The sequence below is a fragment of the Streptomyces sp. NPDC051172 genome, assembly GCF_040682555.1.
Classification (GTDB): Bacteria; Actinomycetota; Actinomycetes; order Streptomycetales; family Streptomycetaceae; genus Streptomyces.
Genome location: NZ_JBFBBE010000085.1, coordinates 18,598 through 40,524, shown reverse-complemented (window position 1 = coordinate 40,524; position 21,927 = coordinate 18,598). Strand labels below are relative to the sequence as shown.

Genomic DNA, 21,927 nt, shown 5'->3' with positions numbered 1-21,927 from the left:
GCGACACCGACGACGTGTCCTACAGCGTGACACTGGGCAGCCAGGCGGCCGACCTGTACAAGACCGCCATCAGCGGTCCGTGATCCGCGCGACCGTCGAGGCGGAGACGCTGCGCCGGGCCGACTCCCGGGCGGCCGCCCCGCCCCGCCGTCACGGGTCGCAGAAACGCAACCAGCGGGACGACAGGATGTGAACCTGCGAACCCTGGTGCTGCCACCGTCGCGCTTCGGCCGAGAGCCGGCAGGCCGGAAGCGGTACAGGGCCATTGGGCCCCTAAGGCATCCGCTTGAGGATCCAAGAGGACATCCTTCCGGCGAAGCCTGCCGGCACGTCGACTCGGTCATCAGGCGGCATCAGCCGTCGGCGGCGCCCGTGCGCTGCTGTCGGTAGGGCCGTACCGCGCGGCGCGCTATGGCGAAACGGTGCGTCTCCGACGGGCCGTCGTAGATCCGGAAGGGGCGTACCTCCCGGAACAGACGGGCGAGGGGGGCGTCGGCGGCCGAGACGCCGAGGGCTCCGCAGATCTGCACCGCCCGGTCGACCACCCGGTTCACCGCCTCCGCCACGAAGGTCTTGGACACCGAGGTGAGTTGTGAGGCGGCGGCGGAACCGGTGTCCAGCTCCCAGGCGGTACGCAGGATCAGGGCGCGGCTCGCCTCGATGTCGATCTCGGAGTCGGCCAGCATCTGCTGGACCATGCCGAGGTCTCCGAGGGCCGAGCCGAAGGCCATCCGGCTCCCGGCCCGCTCCAGCGCGATGTCCTGGGCGCGGCGAGCCGCTCCGAGCCAGCGCATGCAGTGGGTCAGCCGGGCGGGGCCGAGCCGTATCTGGGCGCCCTCGAAGCCGCGGTCCACCGCTCCCAGGACCTGCTCCTCCCCCACCACGCACCCGTCGAAGACGATCTCGCTGTGCCCGGCGAAGAGCGCCTCGTCGAGGGTCTCGATCGTCCGTACGAGGCGCATGCCGGGGGTGTCGGCGTCAACCAGGAACATGGTGGCGCCGCCCGAGTCGCCGGGGCCGCCGGAGGTGCGGGCCATGACGATGGTGAACCCGGATCCCCGGGCACCGGTGATGAACCACTTGCGCCCGTCGATACGCCAGCCGCCCGGCACCCGGGTCGCGGTGGTCCGCAGCAGGCGGGGATCGGCGCCGGCTCCCGGAGCCGGTTCGGTCATGGCGAAGCAGGACCGGATCTCGCCCGCGGCGAGCGGGCGCAGATAGGTCTGCTTCTGTTCTTCGGTGGCGAGCTTCTCCAGCAGGTGCATGTTGCCTTCGTCCGGGGCCGCGCAGTTCAGCGCGAGCGGTCCGAGCAGCGAGTAACCCGCCGCTTCGAACACCACCGCCTGGCCGCGCAGGTCGAGCCCGTGGCCGCCCCAGCGCGTCGGTACGTGCGGGGCGAACACGCCCGCGTCACGGGCGGCTTTCTGCAGGCTCTCCCGCACCGCCTCGGGGGCGTCGTGCACGGACCCACCGCATTCGCGTTCGGCCGGGACGGCCACCTCGCGCACGAACTGGGCGGTGGCTTCGGCGAGTTGAGCGACAGTCGGATCGACATCGAACTGGACGGGCACGGGACCTCCTGCCGACGGGCGCACGGACGTCGGCAGCCGTCGCCTCCTAGAAACTGTATAGCGTCTTTAGTATCTTGCCCGGAAGCCCCGGCGACGGGAAGACGACGGGAGAGACACCCATGAGCCCGACCGCGAGCACCGGCCCGGTCCGAACCGTCCGCCATCCCGACGGCGTCGTCGAGCTGAGGCTGGACGATCCCGGCCGCGGCAACGCCCTGGATCTCACCACGGCCGAGGCCCTTCGGGACACGGCCTCGGAGGTGGCCGCGGACCCGGGTGGCGCGGTGCTGCTGCGGACGACGGGTGGCAGCTTCTGCCTGGGCGGTGACCTGCGCGCCTTCGCCGGCCGAGGCGCGGAGACCGGCGCCTACGTCCACGCCGTGGCGAGCGCCGCGCACATCGCGATACAGGTCCTGTACGAGCTGCCGGTGCCGTTGGTGACCGCCGTGCGCGGAGCGGCCGCGGGCGGCGGGATCGGCCTCGCTCTCGTGGGCGACGTCGTCCTGGCGGCCTGGTCCGCGCGGTTCCGGCTGGCGTACACGGCGATCGGGCTCACACCGGACTGCGGGGCGTCATGGTTCCTGCCGCGCCTGGTGGGCCCTCGCAGGGCGGCGGACCTGATCCTCACCAACCGGGTCCTGACCGGCGACGACGCCGAACAGTGGGGACTGGTCTCCCGGTCCGTGGCCGATGCCGAACTGGACGACACGGCTCGCCGGACCGCGGCGGAGCTGGCCGCCGGCGCGGGCGGCGCGCTGCGCGCCGCGAAGGGGCTGCTGCGTCGCGGCACCGGGGACGATCTGCGCCGCCACCTCGCCGAGGAAGCGCGCTCCATCGCCGCCCTCGCGGACGGCCGGGACGCGCAGGACCGCATGACGTCGTTCCTCGCGGCGAAAAGTGTTTCTTGAGTCCCTCTTCACTAACAAGGCCGCCGGGGCGTAACCTCCGGGCAACACAGAACCGAGCAAAAGGTGTGGCGATGCAATCTGCTGCCGTGGACCTTCCGGACGCGTCCGACGAGCCCCTCACCGAAGCCGTCGTCGACCTCGTTCTGCGTGGCATGTGGCGCGGCCGTCCGGCCTCCGAGCACCGGCCGCTGGTCGACGCCGGGCTCGCGACGGTGAAGGGGCCGGTGGTGCTGCCGACCGAGCGGGCCAAGTCCGCCGTCGCGCGGTTGCTGCGGGTTCCCACCGGCTCCGAGCAGGAGGAGCTGATCACCGCGGCGTACGAGGCGTTCCTCCCGGTCAACCGGAAGATCCGGGACGTGTGCACGGCATGGCAGTGCCGCCCGGACGGCACCGCCAACGACCATTTGGACGACGTCTACGACGCCGGGGTGCGCGAGTCGCTGGAGGATGTGCACGAGGCCATCCAGCCCGTGCTGCGCCGGCTGGACCGGGTGCTCGCGGGCAGTGGGCAGTACCTGACGGACCTGGAGGACGCCCTCGACCGCTTCGACGACGGCGCGCCGCAGTGGCTGGCCTCGCCGCTGTGCGACTCGTACCACACCGTGTGGATGCGACTGCACCAGGAGCTGCTCCTCGTGCTGGGCATCAGCCGGGCCGAGGACGAGGCCCGTGAAGAGGAGCTCGTCACCAGGGGGCGGCGGTGAGCGTCACCGACCGAGAGGCGGGCCTGCCCGCACCGTCCGGGGCGCCCCTCACTCCGGCCTCTGGTAGCCCCGCTCCTCCCGGACGGACCCTGGTGCCGTACGGGCAGGGCCGCATCCGGGGCCTGGACGCCGACGAGCTGGGCGCGCACGGCGCGGCGATGGACGGGCTGGTGGCCCTCGGTCTGCCGGTCGTGCCGGGCCTCACCGTGCCCGCCGCAGCCGCGGCGTCGCTGTGCGAAGCCGCCACCGCCGAAGCCGCCGTAGAGCTCGTCGAACAGCTCTCGGGACGGCGGATCGGGGACATGGCCCGACCGCTGCTGCTGCGTCTGTCGGCGAGCGCGCCGACCGAGATCGCCGGGCTGCCGCCGGACCTGGCCTGTCTCGGTGTGGCACCCGGCACGGCCGACGACCTGTGCGCCGTGATCGGGCAGGCGGACGCGTTGTACGAGGTGTGGGCCGCCGGCGTACGTGTGATCGCCGAACACGCCCTGGACGTTCCCGGTGCGCTGCTCGACGACGCCCTCCTGGACACGCCCCAGCCGGCAGAACGAGTCAAGTTGCTGCTCTCCCTGGTGGCGGAGCACGGCTCCCGGCCCTTCCCCGACGACCCGGCGCAGCAGCTGGCGCTTGCCGCCCGTGCCCTGCTCGCCCGGTGGGACTCGCCGCGTGCGCGACGGTCCCGCAGGGCGCAGCGGCTCCCCGCCGACCTGGCCCTCGCCCTGCATGTGCAGGCCCTGCGCATCGGCCCGGCGGACCACTCGGGCTACGGCACGGCCGTCAGCCGCGATCCCGAGACCGGGCGCCTCTGTCCGCAGGGGTCCTTCTTCCGCGGGGTGCGCCGCAGCGCCCCGCCGCCGCACTCCGGTGAGCCGCTGGACCGGCTCGCGGGCGGCACCGCGCTGCTCGAACACTCCCTGCTCACCCTGGAGCGGCACCTGCGCGCGCCGGTGTCGGTCGACTTCGAGGTACGCGACGACGAGATCTCACTGCTAGCCGCCTCCGCCCAACTCCGCCCGCCGCTGAGGGCGTCGGTGTGTCTGGCCGCGGACCTCGCCCGGGACGGGGCGCTCGGCCAGGAGGAAGCCGTCCGCCGGATCGCCCCGGCGCAGGTGCAGGAACTGCTCCACCCCCAACTGCGGCTGGCCGGTGGGGAGGAACTCCTCGTGAGAGGCCTGCCCGCGGCACCGGGAGCGGCGACCGGGACGGTGGTGCTCTCCAGCGAGAAGGCCCTCGAACTGGCCGCGGACGGCACCCGGGTCGTGCTGGTGGCCGCCGAGACGACCCCGGCGGACGTGCCCGGCATGCTGGCCTCCGTCGCCGTGCTGACCGGCAGCGGCGGAATCGCCTCGCACGCCGCCGTGGTCGCGCGGGGCGCCGGCAAGCCCGCCGTGTGCGGCGCCGAGGGGCTGCGCCCGGACCGGGCGACCGGGACGGTCCGCTTCGGGGAACGCGTGGTGCGCGAGGGCGACCCGATCTCGCTGGACGGCCGTACCGGCGCCGTCTACGCGGGCACGCTGAGCGTCAGCGTCGCAGGACCGCCGCCCGAACTGTCCACCCTGCTGACGTGGGCGGACGACATACGCCGACTGGGCGTACGGGTCAACGCGGACACGGCGGCCGAAGTGGAGACGGCCCTCGCGCTGGGCGCGGAGGGCGTCGGGCTGTGCCGTACGGAACACCAGTTCCTCGGTGAGCGGCTGCCGTTGATCCGCCGGGTGCTGCTGGCCGTCGACCCCACCGCCCGTGACGAGGCCCTGGTGGCGCTGGAGCGCGCCCAGCACGAGGACTTCACCGCGCTGCTGGCCGCCGTGGGCGACCGCCCGGTGACCGTGCGCCTGCTGGACGCCCCGCTGCACGAGTTCCTGCCCGCCCCCGGCGAGGCCCTGGACGCGGCCGAGGAACAGCGGGCCGCCGCACTGCGCGAGGCGAACCCGATGCTCGGCCTGCGCGGAGTGCGGCTGGCCCTGCTGCACGAACGGCTCTATCCGGCGCAGGCCGAGGCGCTCTTCACCGCCTGGGCCGATGTGGTCGCCACTGGGATCCGGCCCGAGCTGGAGGTGATGATCCCGCTCGTCAGCCTGCCGCAGGAACTGGCCGCCGTGGCCGCGTACGTACGCGACGCCGCCGACGCGGTCGCCGCCCGCACCGGGGTGGAGGTGCCCTACCGGCTCGGCACCATGATCGAGACGCCGCGCGCCGCGCTGCTGGCCGCGGAACTCGCCGAGCACGCCGAGTTCTTCTCCTTCGGCACCAACGACCTCACCCAGCTCACCTACGGGTTCTCCCGGGACGACGTCGAACGCCAGGTGCTCGCCTCGTACCAGGAACGCGGGTTCCTGACCGCCAGCCCCTTCGCCCGGCTCGACCCGCACGGGGTGGGTGCCCTGGTCGGCCTGGCGGCTGAGCGGGCCCGGCGCGTACGGCCCGGTATCAAGCTGGGCGTGTGCGGTGAGCACGGCGGCGACCCCGAGTCGATCGCGTTCTGCGACGGCCTCGGCCTCGACTACGTCTCGTGTTCCGCGCACCGCGTGCCGGTGGCCCGGATGGCGGCCGCGCACAGCGCGCTGCGCGCACGGGACGACACCAGCGGGAGCACACGATGACGAGCACCGTGACCGAGACCGACGGCACAGCCCTGTCGGACACCGAGCTGGAAGACCTCCGCGAGACCGTCCGCGCGGTGTGCGCGGACGCCGGCGGCACCGCCGCGGTACGCCGGCTGTCCGAGGAGGCCCCCGGCATCGACGCCGGGTTGTGGGACACCCTCGGCCGGCAGGTCGGCCTCGCGGCGCTCGGGCTGCCCGGGCCGGCGGGAGGCATCGGCGGCCTCGCCGGGATCGCCGCCGTCTGCGAGGAGTTGGGCCGGTCCCTGGCACCGGTGCCACTGCTGTCCTCCACCGTGCTGGCCGGACAGGTGCTGGCAGGCTGCGGCACCGCCGACAAGGCGCTGGGCAAGCTGGCGGAGGGCGTCGTACACGCCCTCGCCGTGGTCGCACCCGACGGGACGTGGCGGGCCGACGCCGTGCCCGTGGCCGTGTCCTGGCAGGGCAGCGTCCCGCTCCTGGACGGCACCGCGCCGTTCGTCCTCGACGGCGCCGACGCCGAGACACTCGTGGTCGCCGCGACCGGAGCCGACGGCGTGGACCTCTTCCTGGCCGATCCGCGAGAGCCGGGCGTCACGGTGCGCCGGGTGCCCACCCTGGACCTCAGCCGCGGGCAGGCGATCGTCGCCTTCGACGGCGCCCGGGCCCGGGCCCTGACCGCGGGCGGCGAGGGCGCGGACGTCGTCTCCCGCGCACTGGACGTGGCCCTGGTGGCCCTGGCCGCCGAGCAACTGGGCGGAGCCCAGGCCGCGTTGGACATGACCGTGGCCCATGTGCGCGACCGCACCCAGTTCGGCAGGGCCATCGGCGGCTTCCAGGCGGTCAAGCACGCCTGCGCCGACATGCTGCTCCAGGTCGAGGCCGCACGGTCGGCCGTGGTGCGCGCGGTCCGGGCGGACGGCTCACCTCCGGCGCTGGCCGAGGCGGCGGCCGTGGCACAGGCGTGGTGCGGCGAGGCGTTCGTCTCCGTCGCCGCCGAATGCGTACAGCTCCACGGCGGCATGGGCTTCACCTGGGAGCACGACGCGCACCTGTACTTCCGGCGCGCGCAGTCCGACGCGGTGCTGCTGGGCGGCGCCGCACACCACCGGGAACGACTGGCCGCCCTGCTGGGCTGGTGACGTGGAAGGAGGGCGGGAACATGACCACCAGGCTCATCGACGAGTCCCTGTTCGAGAACCCGGACGACAGTGAGCACGGCGACCGTCGGCTCGACGACCGTGGGCTCCACGGCGGGGACGCGCCGCGGCTCGTGGGCGCCCGCTGCTCCGCGTGCCACACCGTCGTCTTCCCCCGGCAGGACTCCTGCCCCAGGTGCGCGGACGGGGTGATGTCCGAGCAGGTGCTGCCGGTCAGGGGGGTGGTGTGGTCGTGGACGCTCCAGGCGTTCCCGCCGAAACCGCCGTACCGGCCGCCGGCCGACGGCTACCGGCCGTACCACGTGGGCTACGTGGACCTCGGCGAAGTGCTGGTCGAAGCGCGCCTGGCGGTGCCCCGCGAGGACATCCGGATCGGTCTGCCGGTCCGGCTCACCACGGTGTCCGCGTACCGGCACGAGGACGGGACCGAGGTCGTCACCTTCGCGTTCCGCCCGGAGCGGGACGGGGAGCTGTGAACCGGCCCGACGACGTGTACGTGGTCGGATGCGGGATGCATCCCTTCGGCCGCGACGAGAGCGTCACCGGCATGGACATGGCCGAGCGGGCGGTGCGCGCGGCGCTGGCCGACGCGGGTGTCGCCTGGGAGGACATCGGCTACGCGGCCGGCGGCTCCGACGTGTCCGGCAAGCCCGACACCCTGGTGGGCCGTCTGGGGCTGACCGGAGTGCCCTTCGTCAACGTGCAGAACGGCTGTGCGACCGGTGCCTCCACGGTGCTCGCCGTGGCCAACGCGCTGCGCGCGGGCGAGGCCTCCCTGGGACTTGCGGTGGGCTTCGACAAGCATGAGCGGGGCGCCTTCCACGTCTCCGCGGCCCGCTACGGCCTGGGCGACTGGTACGCCGAGACCGGCATGATGCTGACCACCCAGTTCTTCGCACTCAAGACCCAGCGGTACCTGTACGAGCACGGAATATCCGAGCGGGCGCTGGCGATGGTGGCCGAGCGGGCCTTCCGCAACGGCGCCCGGCACCCCCTGGCATGGCGGCGCAAGCCGCTGACGGAGCGGGAGATCCTGGAGGCCGCCGAGGTCAGCCCTCCGCTCACCCAGTACATGTTCTGCTCGCCCGGACAGGGCGCGGCGGCCCTGGTCCTCGCCCTCGGCGACCGCGCCTTCGACCTGTGCGAACGGCCGGTCAAGCTGGCGTCGTTGGCCTTCCGGACCCGACGGTTCGGTTCGTTCGAGGTGTTCTCCCCCTGGCTGCCGCCGGGACCCCACCGCAGCCCCAGCGTCGACGCCGCCGAGGCGGCCTTCCGCACGGCGGGCGTACGGCCCGCGGACGTGCGGGTCGCCCAGCTGCAGGACACGGACAGCGGCTCGGAACTGGTCCATCTGGCGGAGACCGGTCTGTGCGGCCACGGCGAGCAGGAGGAGCTGCTGGCCGCCGGGGACACCGATCCCACCGGCCGGATACCGGTCAACACCGACGGCGGCTGTCTGGCAGGCGGGGAGCCCGTCGGCGCCTCCGGACTGCGTCAGTTCCACGAGGTCGTACGGCAGTTGCAGGGCCGGGCACCCGGTGCGCAGGTACCGGGCGCTCCCCGGGTGGGCTTCACGCATGTGTACGGGGCGCCCGGGATCAGCGCCTGCTCGGTCCTGACGGTGTGAAAGGCGGCGCACAAGCCGTGCGGCACGGTCCGCCCCGCGCGGGCCGCAGGCCGCTGCCCTGGTGAACCTGGTGAGCCCTCTCAGGTCCGTGACGTGGCCTTCTTCTCCGGCCCCTGCTGCTCTGCGGGCCCCCGCTGCCCCGCCGGCGTCTCCTCGGCGGCGACGATGCGCAGCGCCAGCTCCCTGACCGCCTGGAGCACCGCCCGGGAGGGCAGCTGGGACAGCGGTCCTCCCTCCGCCCGCAACGCGGTGACCAGCATCGTCGTACTGATCAGCGTGCGGACCGCGAGCGCCTGGCCCGCGTGCCGGGCCTTCGCCGCGCGGGGGCTGCGGGTGCTGCCCTCGGGCAGGTAGTCGTAGCCACGCTGGATGTGACGCTGCTCGAACTCGTCCCGCAGCACCTTCACGCTGCCGTTGGCCGAGGCGACCTGGACCTGGTACAGCCGGGCCTCGTCGGGGTTGCGCTCCACCCACTCCCACACGGCGTCGATGACGCGGACCAGACCCTCCGCGTCACCCGGCTCGGACTCCGGCCGGGCCGCCTCCACGACCGCGTTCAGCTGGTCGAAGACCCGGCGCATGGCGAGTTCGAGCAGTTCCTCCTTGCCGTCGAAGTGGTAGTAGACGGCTGTGGGCACCACCTCGGCCTCGTCCGCGATGTCCTGGATGCTCGTCTCCGCGAATCCGTTGCGTCCGAAGACCCGTACGGCGGCGGTGATGATGTGCTGCCGCCGCGAGGGCCGGTGGGCGGGCTGCTTGCCGTTCTTGGTGGTGGCCATCCTGCTCCCTGCCCGCTGCCGTCGGTCCGCACCCGCGATCCCTGGTACTGACCATAGTATCCAGTAACTGCAGCCCGCCGACCGCACAATTCCCACTGCACGCAGGCATCCGACGCACTCAGGTCCCGGCATACTTGACACCATGACGACATCCGGAACCCGCGCCGCCCACCGCCCCTCGCGCAAGCAGCGGGTGATCGAGGCGGCCACCGAGTTGTTCGCCACCCAGCCGCCGGACGAGGTGACGGTGGCCGACATCGCCTCCCGCGCCGAGATGACCTCGGCCGCGGTGTACTACCACTTCTCCTCCAAGGACCAGGTCCTCGCCGAGGCCATGCGGGCGTTCGCCGCGGCGCTGCGCGAGCAGCTGCAGGCGATCACGGAGGCCCATGAACCCGGCTCGCACACCGGAGCGGCGATCACCGCCCTGCTGGCATGGATGGCCGAGAACCGGTCCGCCGCCACCGTGTTCTTCGTGTCGTCGGCCGGTATGAGCCAGGAGGCGGAGGCGCTGCGCCAGGAGAGCCGTACGCAGTTGCTGGAGGAGCTGGTCCGGCTGGTCCGCAAGGCCCGTGCGTCCGTCTCCGACGCCGAGGCGGCGGTGAACGGCCTGGGCCTGCTGGCGCTGCTGGAGACCGCGGCCACCTCACAGGTCCGGGGCGACGACGTGTACCGGTCGCTGGGCCACCGCTCCTTCGTCCGTGAGGTCGGCGATCTCGCGGAGCGGATCGCCGACCCCGCCCGGTAGGCCTCGGTTCACCAGCGGGTTCACATCAGCAGGTACACACCAGCAGTTTCACACCAGCAGACGCAGCGGCTTGCTCAGCAGCTCGCCGACCGTGCGCAGATATTCGGCGGCGGGTGCGCCGTCGACGGCACGGTGGTCGAAGGTGAGGCTCAGGGTGAGCACCCGGGTCCGCAACGGCCGGTCCTCCACCCACTCGACGCCGTCCCTGAGCCTGCCCACGCCGAGGATCCCGACATTGCCGGGATTGATCACCGGGGTGAAGAAGTCCACGCCGTAACCGCCGAGCGAGGTGACCGTGAAGGTCGCCCCCTCCAGCTGCGTGAGGGAGATCCGCCCCTCGCGCGCGGCCTGCGCCAGTTCCTTCGACCGGCGGGCGATCTCGTGCAACGGCAGCGCCACCGCGTCCTCGATGACGGGAACCATGAGGCCGCCCGGTACGGCCACTGCGAAGCCCACGTGGATACCGTCGAGCAGATGGATGCCGTCGTCCCGGACTGTCGCGTTGAGCAGCGGGTGCTCGCGCAGGGCCAGGGCCGCGGCCTTCAGCACGAAGTCTCCCAGGCCGGGCACCGGCAGTTCGCCGTCCGCCCACTCCTGCCTGAGCCGCTCCCGCAGGGAGACCACGGCGTCCATCCGCACCTCGTAGCCGTGCGTCAGCTGTGCCATCTCCTGGAGACTGGCGTGCATCCTGCGGGCGATGGTGCCGCGCATCCCCGTGAGGGGGAGGACGTCGCCGGGCTGCGGAGCCGCCTTGCGGCGAACGGGAGCAGCAGGGGCGGTGACGGCGGCAGGGGCTGCGTCGAGGTCGGAGCGGCGGATACGGCCGCCCGGACCCGTGCCGTTCACCTCCGACAAGTCGATGCCGCGTTCCTTCGCCAGTTTGCGGACCAGAGGCGAGGAGGGAGTGCCGTCCCGCAGGGCCGGCTCCGCCGGGATGCCAGGGGCATCGGGGAGCGCCGCGAAGAACTCCTCCACGTCCTCGGAGACGATCCGACCGCCGGGGCCCGTGCCGCGCACGGCGCTGAGGTCGACGCCGACGGCCGCGGCGACCTGCCGGGCGTACGGCGAGGACAGGAGCCGGGCATTGATGCCGACGGGGGCGGGTGCCGCACCGGTACCACCCGCCACAGCCGCAGTCACCGTGTCCGTGTCCCGGTCGGTCCCGGGCCCGGAGGTCGCCGGTCCGCCCGGCGCCTTCGGTGGTTGTTCGCCCTCGGCCAGCAGCCAGCCGATGAGGGTGCCGGCAGGGACGGTGGCCCCGGCCGGGACCACCGGGTGGAAGAGGCCTCCGGCCTCCGCCTCGACATCCACGTCGACCTTGTCGGTGGCCAGCCGCAACAGTGAGTCGCCCTCGGCGACGGCCGCGCCGACGGGCACCAGCCATTCGTCGATCGTGCCCTCCTGCATGGTCAGGCCGATCTTCGGCAGCAGAACCTCGACCGCCACGTCGGTCACGACCTTTCGAGCAGGCGCCGGCACCCCTGGGCGATGCGGGCGCGATCGGGCACGTACGCCTTCTCCAGGACCGGCGAGAAGGGCACGGGTGAGAAGGGGGCGCCGATGCGCAGGACCGGCGCGTCGAGGTAGTCGAAGACCACGTCCTGGATCTGGGCGGCGATCTCCGCGCCGAGCCCGCCGAAGGTGACGGCCTCGTGCACCACGAGCACCCGGTTGGTGCGGCGGACGGAGGCGAACATCGTCTCGGTGTCCAGCGGCTGCACGGTACGCGGGTCGATCACCTCGATCTCGACGCCCTCGGCGGCGAGTTCGTCGGCCGCCGCGAGGGCCTCGCCCACCATGCGGCCCAGCGCGATCACGGTGACGTCGGAGCCCTGCCGCGCGGTGTGCGCCTGCCCCAGGGGGAGGCCGTAGATCTCCTCGGGCACCTCACCGGTGCTGCCGAGCAGCACCTTGTTGAGCATGACGACGGTGGGGTTGTCGTCCCGGATGGCCGAGACCGTCAGGCCCTTGGCGGTGTACGCGTCGCACGGCATCACCACCTTGAGGCCGGGCACATGGGCCAGCCACGCCTCCAGGCTCTGGCTGTGCTGAGCCGCCGCGCCGAGGCCCGCTCCGGAGGCGGTCGTGATGGTCAGCGGCACGGACAGCGCGCCGCCGAACATGTACTTCATCTTCGCCGCCTGGTTGACGATCTGGTCGAGGCAGACGCCGATGAAGTCCATGAACATCAGGTCGACGACGGGGCGCAGGCCCCGGGCGGCGGCGCCCACGCCGAGGCCGACCAGGGCGGCTTCGGATATGGGGGTGTCGATCATGCGGCGGGGCCCGAACTCGTCGAGCAGGTTGTCGAACATACGGAACACGCCGCCGTATCCGGCCACGTCCTCCCCCGCGACGAAGACGTTCTCGTCCTCGCGCATGGCCTGGGCGAGTCCCTCGTTGAAGGCCTTGACGTAGGTGAGCTTGCGTGTGGCGACGGCCGCCGCCTCGGTGGTGGTGGTCATGGCGGTCATCCCGAGTACACGTTGAGCAGCAGGTCGGCGGGGTCGGGCAGCGGGCTCGCCTCGGCGTACGCGACGGCTTCGGCGATCTCTTCCCGCGTGCGCTGCCATACGTCGTCGAGTTCCGCGCGGGTGGCGGTGCCGTCGGCCAGGGCCCGGGTCTCGATCAGGTCGATGGGGTCGCGGGCCTTCCAGTCGGCGACCTCCTCGTCCGAGCGGTAGGGGTGGCGCAGGCCCTTGACGCCCTGGTGGTCGAAGTAGCGGTAGGTCTTGGCCTCGATCATCATGGGGCCCGCTCCGGACCGCGCGCGTGCGACGGCTTCGGTCGCGGCGCGGTGGACGGCGACCGCGTCCATGCCGTCGACGATCACGCCGGGCATGCCGTAGGCGGCGGCCCGGTCGGCGACGTCGGTGAGCAGCATGTGGGCGGACTGCGGGGTGAACTCGGCGTAGCCGTTGTTCTCGCAGACGAAGACCACGGGCAGGCCGAGGATGGCGGCCATGTTGGCGCCCTCGTGGAAGGCGCCGATGTTGGTGGAGCCGTCGCCGAAGAAGGTCACGGCGACGCTGTCCTCGCCCTTGTAGCGGGCGGCGAAGGCGGCGCCCACGGCGATCGGGACGCCGGCGCCGACGATGCCGTTGGCGCCGAGCATGCCGCGGGTGAGGTCGTTGATGTGCATGCTGCCGCCGCGGCCGAGGCAGGCGCCGGTGACGCGGCCGTAGAGTTCGGCGTACATCGCGCGGAAGCCGACGCCCTTCGCCACGGCGTGTCCGTGGCCGCGGTGGGTGGAGGTGATCTGGTCGTCGTCGCGCAGGGCCGTCATCACGCCGGCGGCAACGGCTTCCTGGCCGACATAGAGGTGCAGGAAGCCGGGCAGCTTGCCGGCCTCCATGAGTTTTCCCGCCTCGGTCTCGAACAGCCGGATGCGCACCATGCGTTCGTGCAGATCCCGGATGACCGCGGTACTGACCTGCGGGGATTTCTTCGACGCCGTTGACGCTCGTTGAGCCATCGTCCGCCCCTTCGCCCGAGGGAGGTTGCCAAGCAATCGGAGTTACTTGTGTCGGTCTACAGTAACCGGCATGAAGGCACCTTACTGAACAGCATCTCTAATTACTACGCCTCGGACCCGGCTCGTCGCCCCGCTCGTCCACCAGCTCCACGACGTTGCCCTCCGGATCCGCCCAGAAGCTGATCCGTCGGCCACCGACGCGGACGACGACCGGATCCGACAGGGGCCGGGCACCCGCACCCGGCAGAGCCGTCACGACCGGGTCCATGCCGTCGACGTGGAAGGTGGGATACGACAGTCCCGGCCGCCCGGCAGGCCAGGACGCCGCGCCCGCCGACACCGGCCCCGACCGGGGCAGGATCAACTTGACACACCCTCCGGAGGGCACCCGGAGCCAGGCGACCGTCAGCTCGCCGCCCAGCCCCGCCGGATCCCCGACGGACTCCGGCACGCGCGAGCGGCGCTCGGCGCGGCAGCCGACCGCCTCGCGGCAGAAGCGCTCCATCAGCCCGAGGTCGCGCACCACCACACCCACCTCGAAAGGTCGCGTCACGACCATCGCACCCACCCCCACAGGACACCGAGCGGCAACTTCGACACTTTCTATTGACAGACCACACTAAGTCCTGTTGCAGTTTCGGACACAGCCCAGCTGTCGCGTTCCGAAGCCGGTCACCGGCTCGCGGCTGGGAGGATTGTGAGGACAACGTGGTCCAGACCAGTTCACCGGAGATTCGGGAAACAGCGACCGAGCGCAGGTCACCGGCCTCCGCCCCCTCCACTCCCGAGTACTCGTCGTGGATCAGCCAGGACCGGTCAACCGACGCCGCGTCCGTGGCGATGCGGCGGGAGGCGGCCGAACTCGTCGAGCGGGTGATGGCGCACTATCGCGCCAACACGACGCACGAGGCGGACGGTCAGTGGACGGAACCCGTCGCCAACTACCTCGACGCCGACCGCTGGCAGCGCGAGACGGACGCCGTCCACCGGAGTGTCCCGCTGCCGCTCGCGATGTCGTGCGAGCTGCCCGGGCCGAACACCTACAAGGCGATCGACGTGCTCGGCGTTCCGGTGCTGATCACACGCGACCGGCAGGGTGCCGTGCACGCGATGATCAACGCCTGCCGGCACCGGGGCGCCCGGCTCCTGGAGGCGGGGTGCGGGGTGTCCAAGCGGCTCACCTGCCCGTACCACTCATGGTCGTACGACCTGGCCGGGGAGCTGCGGGGCGTGTACGCGGAGAAGACCTTCGGCGAGGTTCCGCGTGAGGGACGCGGCCTGGTGCGGCTCCCGGCCGGGGAGCGCGCGGGGATCGTCTTCGTGTCACTGGACCCGGCGGCCGAGCCCGACCTGGACGAGTGGCTGGGCGATCTGCAGCCGCTGCTGGAGGGCCTTCGCCTCGCGGAGTGCCACCACTACGCCACCAGCGAGCTGACCAGCCCCAACTGGAAGGTCACCCTCGACGGGTATCTGGAGACCTACCACTTCGCCTCGCTGCACCCGAAGACGGTGTTCGAGACGAACCTGTCGAACATGATGGCGCACGACACCTGGGGCCCTCACCAGCGCATCGCACCCGCCCTGCGGCCCATCGCACAGGCGAGCGAACTGCCGCCGGACAGGCGTGACCCCGGGGACTGCGTCGGGCCCATCTACTGGCTCTTCCCGGGACTCGCGATCGCCGGCGGCTGGCGCCAGAAGATCGCCGTCTCCCTGGTGCTCCCCCGGACGGCGACCGAGTCGGTGACCCAGCAGATCATCCTGCTGCGGGAGCCGGCGGTCACCGAGGAGGAACGCCAGGCCGCCGACCGGTTCGGCGCCTGGTTCCACGAGGTGGTCCGCGACGAGGACTACGCGACCACCTACGGAGTCCAGCAGGGCCTCAAGGCCCTCGACGGGACCGACTTCGTCTTCGGACGCAACGAGCCCGGACTCCAGCACTTCCACCGCACGATTCACCAGCACCTGGACGAAGACGCCACAGGCGCCCCCAGAGCCGCCAGGTGAGCAACCAACAACACTCGCGGGAGAACACCATGGTGGCTACGGGCAGCCTCGACGGACGTGTCGCGGTGATCACGGGCAGCACGCGCAGCATCGGCCGCGCCATCGCCGAGGCCTTCCTGGCCGACGGCGCCACGGTCGTCATCAGCGGCCGCAGCGAGCTCAAGGGCAAGCAGGCCCTGGAGGAGCTGGACGCCGGGGAGCGAGCCGTCTTCCACCCCTGTGACGCAAGCAGCCAGGAGGACATCGAGTCCCTCGCCGACTTCGCCGCCGAGCGGTTCGGGCGGCTCGACATCTGGGTCAACAACGCGGGCGGCACCCAGGGCTTCGCCCCCGTGCACCAGCTCAGCGACGAGGCCTGGAACCACGCCCTGGCCTTCAACCTCAACGCCTACTTCTACGGCACCCGCCGGGCCCTGCCGAAGATGCTCGCGGGCGGCTGGGGCCGGATCATCAACATCTCCTCGGTGGAGGGCAAGCAGGCCAACAAGCCGGCGATCAGCCACTACATCACCAACAAGCACGCCATCCACGGACTGACGAAGGCGACCGCCTTCGAGTACGGCACCCAGGGCGTCACCTGCAACGCCATCTGTCCCGGCGCCGTCGACACCGACCTCATGCGTGCTGCCGGGCCGGCCGCCGCCGAGGCCGAGGGCATCAGCTACGAGGAATGGCTCAGCCGCTTCGCCGAGCACGCCGCGACGAAGAAGATCACCACCGTGGAACAGATCGCGGCCGTCGCCTCGCTGCTCGCGAGCGAGGCCGGGGCGGGCATCACCGGCGCGCTGATCAGCGTCGACGGCGGAACGGCGCAGTGGTAGGCGCGGGCACGGACAGCGAGCGGGAGACCTCGGTCATGAAGAGCTGGATCACGGACTGGCAGCGCAGTGAGCGGCTGCCGCACTACACCCGGGCCAACGCGGGCGAGACCCTGCCTGATCCCGCCAGCCCGCTGGGCTGGACCCTGGTCTGGGGACGCGGTCTGCAGGGCTGGCGGCGCGGCTTCGTCGGGTTCGGCATCTACCGCGACGAGGAGGTGGCCGGTCCCCGGCCGCCGTTCGTCGGCATGTTCGGCGGCCACTTCTATCTCAACCTGTCCCACATGCGGCTGTTCGGCATCCGGATGGGCCAGACGGCCGACCAGATCGACGCCGCCTTCGTCGGTCAGCGCTCCGACACTCCGGCGTACGTGGCGCACCCGGACGACCAGGACGAGGAGCTGACCGCCAAGGCGGGCGCGACCCTTCAGCGGATGCTCGGCCAGGCCGGCTTCCCCGAGGCCGACGCCGACCGGGAGCGGCTGCGCGCCCTGCGCCGCGCCCGCCCCGACCTGACGCTGCTGTCCGAAACCGAACTGGTCGCGCACGCACGGTCGTTGCTGGACGAGGTGGAGACGACCTTCCAGCGCCACGTCGAGTCGTCGCTGCCCGCCTCGGTCGGACCGGCGATCCTCGGCCCGCTGTGCGCGGGCGTGGACCGCCCCGGCGCCCTGCTGGACCTGATCGGCGGTCTCGGCGACATCGACTCCGCCTCCCCCTCGACCGGACTGTGGACGCTGTCCCGCCAGGTGGCGGCCTCGGCCGAACTGAGCGCGCTTTTCGACCGGGGTCCGGCCGCGGTGGAGCAGGCGCTCGAGACCGCGACCGGGGATGTGAAGGCGTTCCGTGACTCCTTCGAGGAGTTCCTGGCGGAGTCCGGCGACCGCGGCCCCAACGAGTGGGACATCCACGCGCTGTCCTGGGAGGCGGCGCCCGTGCAGGCGCTGGCCCTGGTCGACCGGATCCGGCACAGTCCCGACGACGCCTCCCCCGCCGCCCGCCGCAAGCGGCTGACGGAGGGGCGCGAGCGGACGGCGCGGGAGATCCGGGCGGCGCTGCCGGAGGAGACGCAGCCCCTGTTCGACGCCGGCATGCACGCCTCCCAGGTGTGGATCCCGGCCCGCGAACGCACCAAGGCCAACTGCGTCACCGTCGTCAACGAGATCCGCATGGCCGTACGGGAACTGGGTCGCCGCGGCGTCGAGGCGGGGCTGTTCGCCCGGCCCGAGGACGTGATGATGCTGCTGGACACCGAACTCGACGACTATGTCGCCGCCCCGGAGTCCTTCGGCCCGGTGATCGCCCAGCGGCTGGAGGAGTACGCGGGTCTGTACGAGCTGGAGCCGCCCTTCTTCGTCGCCGACGAGGCGCAGACCGAGGTCGGCACCTGGCCGCGGCGCGCCGCGGAACGGACCCCGGCGGCCGTCGAGGGCGATGTCCTCGGTGGCGTGGGTGGCAGCCACGGCACGTACACCGGCAGGGTGCAGGTGGTCACCGACCCGGCCTCGTGCGAGGCGCTGGAGCCCGGTGAGGTGCTGGTCGCGCCGATCACGGACGCGGCCTGGACGCCGCTGTTCCTGGTCGCCGGAGCGGCCGTGGTGGACGTGGGCGCCCTCAACAGCCACGCCGTCGTGGTCTGCCGTGAGCTGGGCATCCCGGCCGTGATCTCCGTCGAGAACGGGACGCGGCGGCTGCGGGACGGCATGGTGATCACGGTGGACGGCGACAAGGGCACAGTCACCGTGGACAACGTGCCGGCCGCACTCGGCCTCTGAGGAACGCGTGGGCCCGCCGCTCCCCCTGACGGGACGGCGGGCCCGCGCCCATGACCACGAAGGGAACACGCCATGGCAGAGGAAGTCATCGTCGCCGGCTGGATGGACTACGAACCCGGCGAACGCACCGCCGTGCTGAAGGCCCTCGTCGAGCTGGGCCGGCGGACCCGGGAGGCGGAACCCGGCTGCCTGGACTACGCCATGACCGCCGATCCCGGTGACGAGCGGCGCATCCGGGTGTTCGAGCACTGGACCTCCCGGCAGGCCCTCGACGAGCATTTCTCGACCCCGCACATCAAGGACTTCCGCGCCGCCGTGGCGGGGCTGACCCGGGTCGGGGTCTCCCTGACGGCCCACACGGTCGCCGCGTCACACCCCATGCGCTGAAACGAAACGGCGCCTCCCTCGCCAGGGGGCGCCGTCTCAGGTGTTCCATGCGTCAGTCGGCCAGCCGCACCAGCATCTTGCCGACATTGCCGCCGCCCAGCAGGGACAGCAGCGCCCCCGGTGCGTTCTCCAGGCCGTCCACGACGGTCTCGCGCGCGGTGAGGCGGCCTTCGGCGAGCCAGCCCGCGACCCGGTGCTCGAACTCCGGCCGCAGGTCGTCGTGGTCCCGGACGATGAACCCGATCAGCGTCAGCCGCTTGAGGACCGCCTGGATCAACTGGTTGATGTCCACGGTCCGCCGCTCGCCGCCGAACTGCGACATCATGCCGCACAGGGCGACCCGGCCACCGGTCCGCAGCGCGTGCAGGGCCGCGCCGAGCTGCTCGCCGCCGACGTTGTCGAAGTACACGTCGATGCCGTCGGGCGCCATCCGGGCCAGCGCGTCGCGCACCGGCTCGGCACGGTAGTCCGCGGCGTCGTCGTAGCCGAACTCCTCGACCAGCAGCGCGCACTTGCCGGGTCCGCCGGCGGTCCCGATGACGCGGTCCGCGCCCAGCAGCCGGGCGAACTGGCCGGCGGCGGTGCCGACGGCGCCGGCGGCCGCCGAGACGAAGACGGTGTCGCCGGGGCGCAGCTCCGCGATCCGGGTCAGGCCCACGTACGCGGTGAAACCGGTCTGGCCGAGCAGCCCCAGCCAGGTGGGCAGCGGGGCGAGCCGCGGGTCGATACGCGCCGCCCCGTCGGTGTCCGCCCCGTTCACCACGACCCGCTCCCGCCAGCCCAGCTGGTGGCGTACGAAGGCACCCGGCGGAACGCTCGGACAGCGGCTCTCCTCCACGACGCCGAGGGCTCTCCCGTCCAGCGGTGCGCCGGGGGCGAAGTTGTGCGTGTAGTGCTTCTCGGTGGTCTCCAGGCGTCCGCGCATGGACGGGTCGACGCTCATGTAGAGATTGCGGACGAGGACCTGTCCTTCGCCGAGGGACGGCAGCGGGCGTTCCTCGACGGCGAAGTCACCGGGGACGGGCTCCTTCGCGGGCCGGCGTCTGAGGCAGACCACCCGGGTGGTGCGCGGGGACACGGCGTCATCCCTCCTGCGGGGGCGCCGTGCGCCGCTGGGCGAGCCGGCCGACCCACCCGGCCATCTGCAGGTCGGCGTGGCGCAGTTCGCCCGACTGCCACCGGGCCTGGAAGTCGAAGACACCCCGCGCCCCGGTCTTCGGGTCGGTCACCTCGACCAGTCCGTCCTCGGTGAGCCGGTACACGTGACCGGTCAGCGGGTGGATCACTTGCTTGGACATGGGGGCATCACTCCTGCACTCGGCGGCGCACGCCGCGCTTGGTCACGGTCACCGGGCCCTCGACCCGGAGCCGGCAGGCGAGCCGGGTCAGGCCGTCCACCGGTCTGCGCAGGGCCTCGATGCCCTCGCGCTCCAGCGGGCCCACGGGGGAACAGTTCTCGGCGCCCTCCTCCACCTGGACGAAGCAGGTGCGGCAGGTGCCCTTGCCGCCGCAGACGGTGGGCCAGCGGTAGCCGAGGCGCCGGGCGGCGGTGAACAGGTCCTCGCCGTCGCGTACGTCGAGTTCGGCGCCCAGGGGTCTGACGGTCACCCGGTGGGTCACCTGTCCATCCACCGGTCGAGCGTCCGGTTGAAGTGGCGGATGCGGCTCTCCTGGTAGTTGGCGAGCGTGATGCCGGGCTTTCGCATCGCCTTCAGGCCCTGCTGGACGTAGGGCAGGTTCTCGCAGTCCTGGTCGAAGACGGGCCCCAGCACGCCGAGTTCGGGGATGTCGGCGAAGAGCATGTCCTCGGGCACCCAGCGGATCTTCGCCGGGGGCGGCATCTCGCCGGGCCGCTTCGGGGAGGACATGAAGATGATCTCGGCGGTGCAGGAGTCGGGGTCGAGGCCGTTGGGCCGGAACCGGTAGATGATGTTGGACTTGGCGCCGCCCCAGGGGTTGAAGTTGGGGAACAGCAAGTAGTTGATGGCGTCCAGCAGTTCGGTGTCCGGGGTCTGCGAGAAGTCCTGCGCCGAGGTCTCCGCCAGTTGCGCGCGCATCCGCTCCGCGAGGACCTGGCGGGCGGTGCCGCCGGGCGGGATCGCCGGCAGTTCGTCGCCCTCCTGTCTGACCAGGTCACGTCCCTGGGCGGCGGCGTAGAAGGCGCGCGAGTCGTAGAACGTCTCCAGGACGTCCTCCTCCGTGACGGAGTCCGCGACGTGCGGGCTGGGCGCGCCCTGGATGTTGATCATCCGGTTCCAGTTCGGCTGGTCCGCCATCACGTCGTACTGCGAGTTGGCGTCGGCGAGCCACGGCAGCATCTGCGGGTGGGTCGCGATCACGTGGAAGGACTCGATGAACGCGTCCTGGGCGACCTTCCAGTTGCAGGGCAGCACCTTGGCGATGTGCAGCGACTTGTAGCGGTTCTCCAGCGGCCAGATGTAGTAGTCGTCGAAGGTGCCGCGGTAGCTGTCGAAGGACTCCGCGTAAGGGTCCATGTTGATGAAGACGAAGCCGCGCCAGGTGGCCACCTGGGCCTCGGGGAGGGCGAACTTCTCCGGGGTGACGTGCGGGAAGTCCCAGGCGCAGGGCGGGGTCTGCATCGTGCCGTCGAGGTTCCAGGCGAAGCCGTGGAACGAGCAGCGGAACTCGCTCACGTTGCCGCCGCCGGTGCGCAGTTTGCGTCCGCGGTGCAGGCACACGTTGACGAAGGCGCGGATCTCGTCGGGGGCCGTACGCACGACGATGAGGGAGTCGTCGCCGATCTCGTAGATCTCGTGGTCGCCGACCTCGGGAATCTCGCCCTCCAGACAGGCGAACTGCCACACGCGCCGCCAGACCTGGCGCATCTCGCGTTCGGCCCACTCACGGGAGGTGAAGCGGGCGGTGTCGATGTCCTCGCTGCCGAGGGGGTCGTTCCGCTCGAGCCTCAGGGCGGGCGGGACCGGGCGGCTGTCCTGGTCGAGGTAGTCCTGGACGCTGGGCCCGGGGCACCGCGCGGTACCCAGCTCCGACGTTTCGTCCATCATCTCTCCTCCGGCAGAAACTTTAGAACGAGTGTAGTTACGGGTTCCAGTGCGGAGCAACACTCTCGACCGCGAATAACGACCGCATCCCACGAGGTCAGCACCGAATGCGCCAGGGAGCGCAGAAATTTCTCGACGCCTCCCCTCCCCAAGGCCGCTCCCGCGTGTCACACTCCGACCCACTTGAGACTGTAGTTCCTCATAAGTTTCTATGATCCGGGACGGGCTTGGGCCATCCCGGTGCCAGCGCCGCGGGGGTCTCACCCAGGCGGCCCGCGCCGTACCCCACGCCGGCGATCGACGCACCCCTCATACCTGTCGCAGGCCGTTCCGCCCCGCACCGCGGGTCACGGCAGCCCAGGC

22 protein-coding genes are annotated in these 21,927 nt (G+C 71.9%); 12 read left to right on the top strand and 10 right to left on the bottom strand.

Annotation, left to right across the window (positions count from 1 at the left end):
- Nucleotides 1–193, top strand: a 193-nt coding sequence (locus AB0N07_RS36265) for a hypothetical protein (RefSeq protein WP_365842601.1), incomplete at its 5' end; no start/stop codon positions are given.
- A gap of 160 nt (nucleotides 194–353) precedes the next feature.
- Here AB0N07_RS36265 and AB0N07_RS36260 read toward each other — a convergent pair.
- A complete protein-coding gene (locus tag AB0N07_RS36260) occupies nucleotides 354–1,571 on the bottom strand; it encodes an acyl-CoA dehydrogenase family protein (protein WP_365842599.1) in 1,218 nt (405 codons plus the stop codon).
- Nucleotides 1,572–1,690: 119 nt separating this feature from the next.
- On the opposite strand from AB0N07_RS36260, the gene AB0N07_RS36255 reads away from it, so the two are divergent.
- The 6 genes from AB0N07_RS36255 (at nucleotide 1,691) to AB0N07_RS36230 (ending at nucleotide 8,552) form a co-directional block, all read left to right on the top strand.
- Nucleotides 1,691–2,479, top strand: a complete 789-nt coding sequence (locus AB0N07_RS36255) for an enoyl-CoA hydratase/isomerase family protein (protein WP_365842597.1) — start codon at nucleotides 1,691–1,693, stop codon at nucleotides 2,477–2,479.
- Between the two features lie 71 nt (nucleotides 2,480–2,550).
- The gene (locus AB0N07_RS36250; RefSeq protein WP_365842595.1) at nucleotides 2,551–3,183 is read left to right on the top strand and encodes a hypothetical protein; all 633 of its coding nucleotides are present in this window, start codon (nucleotides 2,551–2,553) and stop codon (nucleotides 3,181–3,183) included.
- Nucleotides 3,180–5,786 carry a putative PEP-binding protein gene (locus AB0N07_RS36245; protein WP_365842593.1) on the top strand — a complete coding sequence of 869 codons (2,607 nt, stop codon included), beginning with the start codon at nucleotides 3,180–3,182 and terminating at the stop codon, nucleotides 5,784–5,786. Before AB0N07_RS36250 ends, AB0N07_RS36245 begins: the two co-directional genes overlap by 4 nt.
- On the top strand, nucleotides 5,783–6,907 hold the full coding sequence (locus AB0N07_RS36240; protein WP_365842591.1) for an acyl-CoA dehydrogenase: 1,125 nt from the start codon (nucleotides 5,783–5,785) through the stop codon (nucleotides 6,905–6,907). Before AB0N07_RS36245 ends, AB0N07_RS36240 begins: the two co-directional genes overlap by 4 nt.
- Nucleotides 6,908–6,927: 20 nt before the next feature.
- The gene (locus tag AB0N07_RS36235) at nucleotides 6,928–7,401 is read left to right on the top strand and encodes an OB-fold domain-containing protein (protein ID WP_365842589.1); all 474 of its coding nucleotides are present in this window, start codon (nucleotides 6,928–6,930) and stop codon (nucleotides 7,399–7,401) included.
- Nucleotides 7,398–8,552, top strand: coding sequence for a thiolase family protein (locus AB0N07_RS36230; protein WP_365842587.1), 1,155 nt, complete (start codon nucleotides 7,398–7,400; stop codon nucleotides 8,550–8,552). The genes AB0N07_RS36235 and AB0N07_RS36230 overlap by 4 nt, the downstream gene beginning before the upstream one ends.
- A gap of 80 nt (nucleotides 8,553–8,632) precedes the next feature.
- Here the strand turns inward: AB0N07_RS36230 and AB0N07_RS36225 are convergent, their stop codons facing one another.
- A complete protein-coding gene (locus tag AB0N07_RS36225; protein ID WP_365842585.1) occupies nucleotides 8,633–9,331 on the bottom strand; it encodes a TetR/AcrR family transcriptional regulator in 699 nt (232 codons plus the stop codon).
- 142 nt (nucleotides 9,332–9,473) lie between these two features.
- On the opposite strand from AB0N07_RS36225, the gene AB0N07_RS36220 reads away from it, so the two are divergent.
- Complete coding sequence (locus tag AB0N07_RS36220) at nucleotides 9,474–10,079, top strand: helix-turn-helix domain-containing protein (protein WP_365842583.1); 606 nt, start codon at nucleotides 9,474–9,476, stop codon at nucleotides 10,077–10,079.
- Between the two features lie 48 nt (nucleotides 10,080–10,127).
- On the opposite strand, the gene AB0N07_RS36215 is transcribed toward AB0N07_RS36220, so the two are convergent.
- The 4 genes from AB0N07_RS36215 to AB0N07_RS36200 all read right to left on the bottom strand — a co-directional run bounded on the left by AB0N07_RS36215 (nucleotide 10,128) and on the right by AB0N07_RS36200 (nucleotide 14,113).
- The gene (locus AB0N07_RS36215) at nucleotides 10,128–11,525 is read right to left on the bottom strand and encodes a dihydrolipoamide acetyltransferase family protein (RefSeq protein ID WP_365842581.1); all 1,398 of its coding nucleotides are present in this window, start codon (nucleotides 11,523–11,525) and stop codon (nucleotides 10,128–10,130) included.
- A gap of 5 nt (nucleotides 11,526–11,530) precedes the next feature.
- On the bottom strand, nucleotides 11,531–12,544 hold the full coding sequence (locus AB0N07_RS36210) for an alpha-ketoacid dehydrogenase subunit beta (RefSeq protein ID WP_365842579.1): 1,014 nt from the start codon (nucleotides 12,542–12,544) through the stop codon (nucleotides 11,531–11,533).
- Between the two features lie 5 nt (nucleotides 12,545–12,549).
- Nucleotides 12,550–13,554: a thiamine pyrophosphate-dependent dehydrogenase E1 component subunit alpha gene (locus AB0N07_RS36205; protein WP_365842577.1), complete on the bottom strand. Its 1,005-nt coding sequence runs from the start codon at nucleotides 13,552–13,554 to the stop codon at nucleotides 12,550–12,552.
- 97 nt (nucleotides 13,555–13,651) lie between these two features.
- The gene (locus AB0N07_RS36200) at nucleotides 13,652–14,113 is read right to left on the bottom strand and encodes a VOC family protein (protein ID WP_365842575.1); all 462 of its coding nucleotides are present in this window, start codon (nucleotides 14,111–14,113) and stop codon (nucleotides 13,652–13,654) included.
- Between the two features lie 149 nt (nucleotides 14,114–14,262).
- On the opposite strand from AB0N07_RS36200, the gene AB0N07_RS36195 reads away from it, so the two are divergent.
- The 4 genes from AB0N07_RS36195 to AB0N07_RS36180 all read left to right on the top strand — a co-directional run bounded on the left by AB0N07_RS36195 (nucleotide 14,263) and on the right by AB0N07_RS36180 (nucleotide 18,541).
- Nucleotides 14,263–15,561 carry an aromatic ring-hydroxylating dioxygenase subunit alpha gene (locus tag AB0N07_RS36195; protein WP_365842573.1) on the top strand — a complete coding sequence of 433 codons (1,299 nt, stop codon included), beginning with the start codon at nucleotides 14,263–14,265 and terminating at the stop codon, nucleotides 15,559–15,561.
- Nucleotides 15,558–16,382: an SDR family oxidoreductase gene (locus AB0N07_RS36190; protein WP_365842571.1), complete on the top strand. Its 825-nt coding sequence runs from the start codon at nucleotides 15,558–15,560 to the stop codon at nucleotides 16,380–16,382. Before AB0N07_RS36195 ends, AB0N07_RS36190 begins: the two co-directional genes overlap by 4 nt.
- Nucleotides 16,383–16,417: 35 nt before the next feature.
- Nucleotides 16,418–18,154 (top strand): PEP-utilizing enzyme, encoded by a 1,737-nt coding sequence (locus AB0N07_RS36185; RefSeq protein WP_365842569.1) that lies wholly within the window; start codon nucleotides 16,418–16,420, stop codon nucleotides 18,152–18,154.
- A gap of 72 nt (nucleotides 18,155–18,226) precedes the next feature.
- Nucleotides 18,227–18,541, top strand: a complete 315-nt coding sequence (locus tag AB0N07_RS36180; RefSeq protein WP_365842567.1) for a putative quinol monooxygenase — start codon at nucleotides 18,227–18,229, stop codon at nucleotides 18,539–18,541.
- A 52-nt stretch (nucleotides 18,542–18,593) separates the two neighbouring features.
- On the opposite strand, the gene AB0N07_RS36175 is transcribed toward AB0N07_RS36180, so the two are convergent.
- Genes AB0N07_RS36175 through AB0N07_RS36160 form a run of 4 tightly spaced genes read right to left on the bottom strand, consistent with a single transcriptional unit; the run spans nucleotide 18,594 to nucleotide 21,564 of the window.
- The gene (locus AB0N07_RS36175) at nucleotides 18,594–19,619 is read right to left on the bottom strand and encodes an NADP-dependent oxidoreductase (protein ID WP_365842565.1); all 1,026 of its coding nucleotides are present in this window, start codon (nucleotides 19,617–19,619) and stop codon (nucleotides 18,594–18,596) included.
- Nucleotides 19,620–19,623: 4 nt separating this feature from the next.
- Complete coding sequence (locus AB0N07_RS36170; protein WP_365842563.1) at nucleotides 19,624–19,839, bottom strand: transposase; 216 nt, start codon at nucleotides 19,837–19,839, stop codon at nucleotides 19,624–19,626.
- 7 nt (nucleotides 19,840–19,846) lie between these two features.
- Nucleotides 19,847–20,149 (bottom strand): 2Fe-2S iron-sulfur cluster binding domain-containing protein, encoded by a 303-nt coding sequence (locus AB0N07_RS36165; RefSeq protein WP_365842561.1) that lies wholly within the window; start codon nucleotides 20,147–20,149, stop codon nucleotides 19,847–19,849.
- Between the two features lie 8 nt (nucleotides 20,150–20,157).
- A complete protein-coding gene (locus AB0N07_RS36160; protein ID WP_365842559.1) occupies nucleotides 20,158–21,564 on the bottom strand; it encodes an aromatic ring-hydroxylating dioxygenase subunit alpha in 1,407 nt (468 codons plus the stop codon).
- Nucleotides 21,565–21,927: the final 363 nt, after the last annotated feature.